Source organism: Micrococcus sp. GbtcB5, assembly GCF_019091605.1.
GTDB classification, from domain to species: domain Bacteria; phylum Actinomycetota; class Actinomycetes; order Actinomycetales; family Micrococcaceae; genus Micrococcus; species Micrococcus luteus.
In genome coordinates this window covers 1-7,087 of record NZ_JAGXJK010000043.1, presented here as the reverse complement: position 1 = coordinate 7,087, position 7,087 = coordinate 1, and the positions used below count along the sequence as shown (strand labels likewise).

General features: G+C 68.3%; 6 protein-coding genes. All 6 read right to left on the bottom strand.

Annotated features, from left to right (window positions below; translation table 11 throughout):
• Window positions 1-216, bottom strand: a 216-nt coding sequence (locus KVS67_RS10985) for a hypothetical protein (RefSeq protein ID WP_217565344.1), incomplete at its 3' end; no start/stop codon positions are given.
• A 92-nt stretch (window positions 217-308) separates the two neighbouring features.
• Window positions 309-1,181 (bottom strand): TniQ family protein, encoded by an 873-nt coding sequence (locus KVS67_RS10980; RefSeq protein ID WP_217565343.1) that lies wholly within the window; start codon window positions 1,179-1,181, stop codon window positions 309-311.
• Window positions 1,181-2,665 (bottom strand): TniQ family protein, encoded by a 1,485-nt coding sequence (locus KVS67_RS10975; RefSeq protein ID WP_217565342.1) that lies wholly within the window; start codon window positions 2,663-2,665, stop codon window positions 1,181-1,183. The genes KVS67_RS10980 and KVS67_RS10975 overlap by 1 nt, the downstream gene beginning before the upstream one ends.
• Window positions 2,662-3,735, bottom strand: a complete 1,074-nt coding sequence (locus tag KVS67_RS10970) for a TniB family NTP-binding protein (protein ID WP_217565341.1) — start codon at window positions 3,733-3,735, stop codon at window positions 2,662-2,664. Before KVS67_RS10970 ends, KVS67_RS10975 begins: the two co-directional genes overlap by 4 nt.
• Window positions 3,735-5,936 (bottom strand): Mu transposase C-terminal domain-containing protein, encoded by a 2,202-nt coding sequence (locus KVS67_RS10965; protein WP_217565340.1) that lies wholly within the window; start codon window positions 5,934-5,936, stop codon window positions 3,735-3,737. Before KVS67_RS10965 ends, KVS67_RS10970 begins: the two co-directional genes overlap by 1 nt.
• Window positions 5,921-6,493 carry a TnsA-like heteromeric transposase endonuclease subunit gene (locus KVS67_RS10960; protein WP_368669053.1) on the bottom strand — a complete coding sequence of 191 codons (573 nt, stop codon included), beginning with the start codon at window positions 6,491-6,493 and terminating at the stop codon, window positions 5,921-5,923. The genes KVS67_RS10965 and KVS67_RS10960 overlap by 16 nt, the downstream gene beginning before the upstream one ends.
• Window positions 6,494-7,087 lie beyond the last annotated feature (594 nt).

The window sequence follows — 7,087 nt, the reverse complement described above, 5'->3', positions numbered from 1 at the left end:
TAGCTTGCCCTTCTTGAGCAACCGGCCTGCATAGAAGCCGAGGACGGACTTCTTTGGGTAGAGCGAGACGAGCGGAATCAGGCCCTCGACCAGCTCCGGATTCGGGGAGACGTTCAATGTCTTGAGCCACTGCCTCGCTCGCTTACGATCCGCCGTCTGGTCATGGGTGGTGTCTGAGGGGATGATTGCCGGTTCAGCAGGGGGCTGGTGGGTCATATCGCACTCCATTTCGTGGTGGATGTTGTGGTGGTCGTGTGGAGAGATGGATCAGTGAGGGGATCACTCGAAGAGATGGCGTGGGGTCTGTGTCATGGGGGAGCAAAGATCGTCCGGTCCCTTCGGACGTAAGCGGCGGCACGGATGTCTGCGGGGCGTGGAGCTGGCCGCGCCCGGCCCGACAAGGTCGAGATCTCCGCCGGGACTCCCTCTGAGTATTCAGGCTGGACCGCTGTGGTGGGTGCAGACAGACCCATTGCCGCCGAGGTGAGTGCTTGGAGCTGTCTGAGGTAGGTGGTGCCCTCGAGAGCGATGGCAGCCACCTCGACCTCAGCGCCGCGGAGGGCGCGCTCGACGCGTCGTTGCTGTTGCAATACCGGCGGGGGCGCGGAGAGCGGGGAGATCCGGCTCAGGTCGAAGGGGCACCGTTTGCCCTGTCCTTGGGGGCGGGGGTTGCCGCAGCGTGCTCCGGGGCCGGCGGGCCGGAGCGCGCCGTGATGTGTCGTACGCAGGGGCTTCTGGCAGCCGGGGCAGTCGGTCGCGAGGAGACGATCGTGGTCTAGGCACGCGGTGACCCAGGCCAGACGCCACGTGATCTTCCAGACTCCGGTCTCGGCCAGGCACCAGGGGCAGGCCTGGGAGCGGTTGAGCAGCACCCATCCGTGGGCTACCACGGACCGGGTTCCGTGACGGTTCTGGCTGTCGATGAACGGGATGACCGGGTATCGCGTCAACAGGCAGTCCTGCAGGAGTCCCCGGTCGGTGCCGGTCCAGGAGGCCAGCACGTCCAGGATCGGGGGCGGTGGGGCGATGTTCGTGAAACGCAGGGGCGCCCGGGCTTCGGTGGTCAGCTGTCGAACGAAGCCGCTGGTGGTGACCCCGTTGGCAGTGGCCACGCGTTCGAGATAGGAGTCCAGAGCTTCCTCGGGGGCGGGTCTGGGGCGGATGGGCAGCAGCGTCGACATCAGGCGCTCCTCTGATGGGCGGAAGCAAAAGCGGGAAAGGAGCTGCCGGCCGCGGAGGCGATCGCGGCCCAATCCTCACCGCGGACATGGGTGTCGAAGGCCTCGAGCAGTCGCAGACGAGCTTCGGGGTCGAGGTCGGCGTGGAAGCGGTCCACGGACTCGAGGGAGAGATCGGGAGCGGGGCCGGAGTCCGGCAGGCCGCGGGCGTACTCCACCCATGCCCATGCCGGGACGAGGGTGCGGGCCGGCCAGAACGGGTGACGGGGCAGATGTACGGCGGGGATGCGGGGCAGGGAGGGGACAGCCAGGAGGGTCCCGCGTCGGTAGGCGTAATCGACGAGCCCGTCGTCCACGAGAGCCTGCGCGCGGGCGAGCAGCCGGTCGCACTCGCCCGGGGTCAGGGTGCCCCGGGTGCGGACCCGGGTGAGCAGGTCGTGCTGGTTCACGACGGCCGGGATGCCGTGCGCGACGAACACGGCGCTGCCGGTGGCGTCCTCGCCCAGTGCCTCCAGGAGCAGGGTGTGCAGGGCGAGGGCTTCGAACGCCTGGTCTTCCAGGTCACGGAGCCGCGACCAGCGGGTTGACCGCCAGGGATCGACCACGGTGGGGATGTGGTGGGGCCGCAGACCGGTGGCTGCGCAGAGGTCCGTGAGCTGGCGCAGAAGGGCGCGTCGCCGGGCCCGGGCCAGGGCCAGGGCGGTCGGGCTTTCGGGCTGGAACGGTGCTGGGGCGACGACGGAGCTCGAGGGCAGCGAGTCCTGGTGCTGCAGCTGCTGCAGGTGCGCTCGGGCGCGGGATTCGTTCAGCAGCGCGGGGTCCAGCGTGGCCAGCTGCTTCATCACGATGCCTGGTTCGCCGGGCGGATGGGTTCCCCGCTGATTCCCTGCTGGCCTGGAAGTGCCCCCGAGGGGCGGTCGGGGCAGGACGTCGCCGTCAGGCTCGTGGGCATCACCGGCGGCACAGATGCGGCGCAAGACCGACAGGTGGGACCTGGAGGCCTTCGACCCCTGCAGGGCCCTCGTCGTCAGCTCGTCCAGGCGTCGGAGACGGGCCAGCTCCTCTGTGGTGGCGGCGCGGGTCGGCGTGAAGGTCCGCTCGTGGGTCAAGAGGGTGTGGCAGCGCAGGCAGACCGGGGCCAGGGCCAGGCGCCAGCGCAGTGCCCGGTAGCCGGTCAAGGGGGTGCAGCTTGGGCAGAGCCAGACGTCGTGCCGGTGCAGGGCCCATCCGCGGCGGTGGTGGAGGCCGCGTCCGCGGAGGATCAAGGGCCAGCCGGCCATGGTCATCCTCCTGATCTGGCCGGCGTCCAACCCGGTGCTCCGGTGCACCGCGTCCGTCAGGCCCGGAGGCAGATCGGCGTCGGCATAGCGGGGCGGCAGGGCCAGGGGAGGGGTCAGGCCGGTGGCGTTGAACCGGCGCACGTATCCGCTCAGAGACTCGCCGACGATGGGGGCGAGAGCGGACGGTGGATGCTCTTGGTCGGTCACCTCTTGGCCTTGCGGTTCTGCTCCCGGCGGGAGGTCAGGGTGGCTTCGCGGGCCAGGTCCGCTTCGGCGGCTTCGGCCCGCGCGGACAGGCGCACGCCCTGCAAGTGCTCACTGACCAGCGTGGTGTCGCCCTGGTCAAAAGCGTCGAGTAGGGCTGTGGTGATCAGCTGGTGAGTGTCCCCGAGGTGGCCCTGGGTACGGGCCCATATCTGTCCTGCCAGTTCTCGGGTGAGGGTTCCCTCGGTCGCCGAGTCCAGGTAGGGCATGAACTTCTTCTCGGCCCCGGCCAGCAGTCGCTGCCATGCCACGCGCTCGGTGGTGTCCTGCTGGACGGTGTAGGGCTGCAGAGCGAAGGCGTGCAACCGGGCGGCCACCTGGGGGTCCTGGTAGACGGGGCCGCCTTCCATGTTGGCGCCGACGAGCACGAGCGTGCCGTCGCGTTCGCCCATCATCGTGTTCAGGAACTTCACGTAGTCGAGGACGTCGCGGGCGCGTGCCTGTTTGGCTCGGAGCATGTGGGCATCGTCGAGGATGAGCAGCTTGACTCCGTGCCGGGCGACGGCGTGGACCAGCAGGGTGGTGTCCTTCGTGGTGCGCCCCATGATCGGGTAGCCAAGGTAGCTGAGGATCGCGGCATTGACATCGGGGACCTCGGAGGCGGCGCGCAGGGTGATGTAGACCTGGGGGATCCAGTGTGAGGGGGAGCCGCCACTGTCGGTGCGGGAGGGGAGCTTGTCGACAGGCTGGTCGTGCATCATGCGCTGATAGCGGTCTTGCGCGTAAGACTTGATGAACGTGGACTTGCCCACCCCGTTGGGCGCGGACAGACCGATGATGGTCTTGGCCCCGGACCGGGCGTACTCGTTGCGCTGCAGGACCCGGTCCATGCCGCGCCGGATAGCCGCTGTGCGGTCGCAGTCGAGGGTGGAGGCGCACATCCACCGATGCATCCGCGTCCAGTACTCGTCCTGGTCTTGGGTGGAGAGCGTGGAGAACTCTCGCAGCAGCACGGGTTCAGGCGGGGCGGGTGCCGGGGTCAGGGCCTGGGTGTGCCAGAGCAGGGCGCCCATCAGATCTCCAGGGCATAGTCGGGCCAGGGTTCGAAGAGCCCGGCGAGCCCGTTGGTGGCGGTACGGTCCGGCATCGCATCCGGCGCGACGAGACGGAGGTGCCGTCCGCCGTGTTCAAGGTCGGTGGGGGCCTCCGGGGTGGTGAGGCGGTGGGCGAGGGCGGCTTCGTCGTGGTCGCGTCGGGCTTGGTCGAAGCGCATGCGGGAGGCGGCCATCGTGGTGGTCCACGTCTCGTCGGCTCGGGTGTGGGCCAGGTGCCCGATCTCTTCGATGAGCTGGCGGTCGATGAGCGCTCCGGTCAGAGCCTTGGGCCCGCCGCGGGCCCGGATGCGCCGGCGGGCCTCGTCTCGGACGACGTCGGTCAGGGGTGCGTGCAAGAGGTGACGGTTGCGCCAGGGGATCTCGTGGATGCGGTCAGTGTCCGGGTGGCGGAACCAGAGCCGGGTGGCGTCCCTGGGGTCGTAGTGGAACGGGACCTTGGTGTCCTCGTCGCGGAACCGACCGGGGATCTTGCTTCGGAACTCATCCAGGACGGCCGCGTCGTAGGTCATGTTCTTGTACTCGACGCCGGCATGGCCGGGGGTGAGCCACCGGGTGGGCAGGAACTGGTAGATCAGATCCGGGTGCTGGGGGACGTGGATCCGGCCGGTGGTGGCCAGGATCCAGTCGAACATCTCCAGCGGGGAGATATTCACCTCGGGTGCCCCGGGCAGGGTCAGTCCGGTGTGGGGGCGGCGGTGGTAGTCCAGGGCGATGAACTGCCGCAGCTGCCGCTCGAGGCCGGCTGCGGTGAGCAGGGGCGCCTCGGCCACGACGCCGGTCCAGCTGCCACGTTCGGAGACGTTCCGGCCCTTGTAGCCGGGCAGCTGCTGGTAGAAGCGCTGCAGGGTCTCGTGGAAGCGTTCGATGTGCGGATTGTCCGTAGGGCGGGTGCCGCGAGAGTGGCTCAACGTGATCGACCAGTGCAGGGCGAGCCGGCGCAGCTGTTCGCTGCGGAAGATCGATCCGTTGTCCATGCGCAGGTGGGTGGGCGTCATCGCGGGGATCGCATGTTCACCCAACCCACTGGCAGGGTCATTGGCCAGTGGGGAAGCCTGCTCGGGCAGTTGGAGCGAGGTCGGGACCCCGCACCATCGCCAGTCACTGGCGCCGTCCTGATCGATGAGCATCGACTGCGGCCGCATCGCGTCGTAGAGCAGCAGGGCGACCTCGGTGGCGCTGACCGACTTGGGGAACACCCGGACGGCGACGATGACTCGTGCCGGGACGCTCATGATGGTGGCGATCTCCACGCTCATGGGCTTGCCGGTGAACTCGTCGTAGACGAGGTTGTCGGCGCGGGTGACGTCCGTGGCGCAGTGGCCCAGGTGGTGGAGGGCGGCACTGGCAGTGGAGGAGATCTTCCGGTGCCGGCGCGAGCGGTGCGCCCGGGTGGTCTTGCCCAGCTGCGCGAACCGGTGACTGAGGTAGTCGCTGACCAGCCGCTGGGGCAGGTGGGCGTCGGTGATGCCCTCCGCATGCATGCGGACCTGGATGCGCCGGTGGATCTCCTGCCGGTTGGTCGCGGAAGCGGACCCGTCGAACCGGGCGAACTCCTGCTCCGCGATCTTTAAGAACCTCGGGTCCAGGGCGCCGAAGCCTTGGGCGCTGCGCAGGGCGCGTCCGTCCACCAGGCCACGCAGCCCGGAAGCCTGCCACCGCCTTACCCAATGGTGCACGGCACGGGGCGTGACGCCGGGACTGTCGAGCTCACCGTCCTGGACCCGGCGCATCAACTCCCGGTCCGCGGACTTCTCGAAGCTGACCAGCCGAGCCATCGCCTCGCACTGAGCGCTCACACTGGCCTGGGAGAACGGGCCGAACGGTACGACCGGCTCATGGGGCTGCGCGAGCGAGGCCAGCCCGCTGCGGAACCCAGTGAGAATCTCCAGGACGCACTCCATCTTGAAAATGGCGTCCTGCTGCACCTTCTCCGGCAGCTGGTCCCACCACGGGTGCAGGGCAGCATCCACGGCCTGAGCCTGCCCGTCGATCGTGGGCCGGATGATCAGGTCGGTCCAGGGGACGAGCTTGGCCGGTTCGTTGATCGTCTCCAGCTCCACGCCCAGTGCCCACATCGATTTCACCCGGGCCGGGCCGACGTCGGTGAGGACGCGGTCGCCGATGTTCAAGTCCACGGAGAAGTTCATCTCGGCTCCCATCGCACCGGCGTGCTGGTTTTCAGGGGCCGGGTGAGATCCAGCTGCAGACGTCCGTCCCACGCCCAGTGCCACATCGCTGAGATCAGCTCCCCGGAACCGTCCTCGGCGCCGAGCAAGGTCCCGATGGTGGCAGAATTGGTGCAGGCGAGCCTCTCGAGCGTGTCCCGGAGGTCCGCATACCAGGGCATCGAGTGCCGGTAGCTGGAGAGCCAGCGCAGGTTGATGGCGTGTACTTCGGGCAGGCCGCCGAAGAGCTCGTAAGTCCACCCGTTGTGCTCGCACACCGCGCGGGTGCACCGCGCGGCCTCCCAGAACTTGGGGTCCCGCCGGCCTTCCGGGCGGACGTCCCAGACCGTGACGGCCCCCTCGTGAGTGAGAGTCAGCAGGTCAGGGGTGTGCCGCCGGGTCCCCCCGCTTTGTCTGGCCCACGTCACGGTCAGCGGCTGCCCGACCAGCCTGTCCTGGGCGGGATCTCGGTCCAGGACGAGGACGAGCTCCTGCTCCAGCCCGGACTCCACTGCGACGACGTCCGTGTTCGTGGCGCTGAATGTCTGCACGGGAACGTGTCGGCTCAGCGCGTGTGACCGCGGGGTCCGCACTGACATGATGGTGCCAAGGTCGGGCAGGGGGTCGGTGGGGTGGCAGAGGACAGGGCCCTCCGGAGTGGAGAACTCCAGATGGCTCCAGGGTGTGGCTGGTCCTCCGCCGGGGTCACCCATAAGCTGGGACACGGCGGTTCCTTCGATTCAGTTCGCGTTGTATCAGGGCCGCTACTTGGAGGGCGTGGCGGTTGCAGCCGTCGCGCCCTCCCGCGCATCTGTGATCAGAGTCAGCTCACGCGGGCGGCCTACGCAGACGGTAACCTGCACGAGCGCGAGGCGCAACAGGATAGGTCTCATGACGCTCTGTCGCCCGGGGCTGAACCCGGGTCAGCATTAGAGCTACATCTCTCGACCCGTCTGCCGACCATGTAGATCTCATCATTTCGCGCCCATCGACGAAGGTGGCCCATGTGTATGGTTAGACACCCGAGGAACCGCTAAATTTCCCCTCGCCTTTGGGGGCTTCCGCAGATTTCTCATGAGTCATAACATGATTCTGGGTGTGGGGGTCCCTCCTCCGCGAATGAAGCCAGGTTGAAGAGGACGTGG

What these genes read in the sequence shown, in the direction of transcription:
- KVS67_RS10980 (WP_217565343.1), bottom strand. Translation starts at nt 1,181, where the DNA reads ATGTCGACGCTGCTGCCCATCCGCCCCAGACCCGCCCCCGAGGAAGCT.
- KVS67_RS10970 (WP_217565341.1), bottom strand. Translation starts at nt 3,735, where the DNA reads ATGGGCGCCCTGCTCTGGCACACCCAGGCCCTGACCCCGGCACCCGCC.
- KVS67_RS10965 (WP_217565340.1), bottom strand. Translation starts at nt 5,936, where the DNA reads ATGGGAGCCGAGATGAACTTCTCCGTGGACTTGAACATCGGCGACCGC.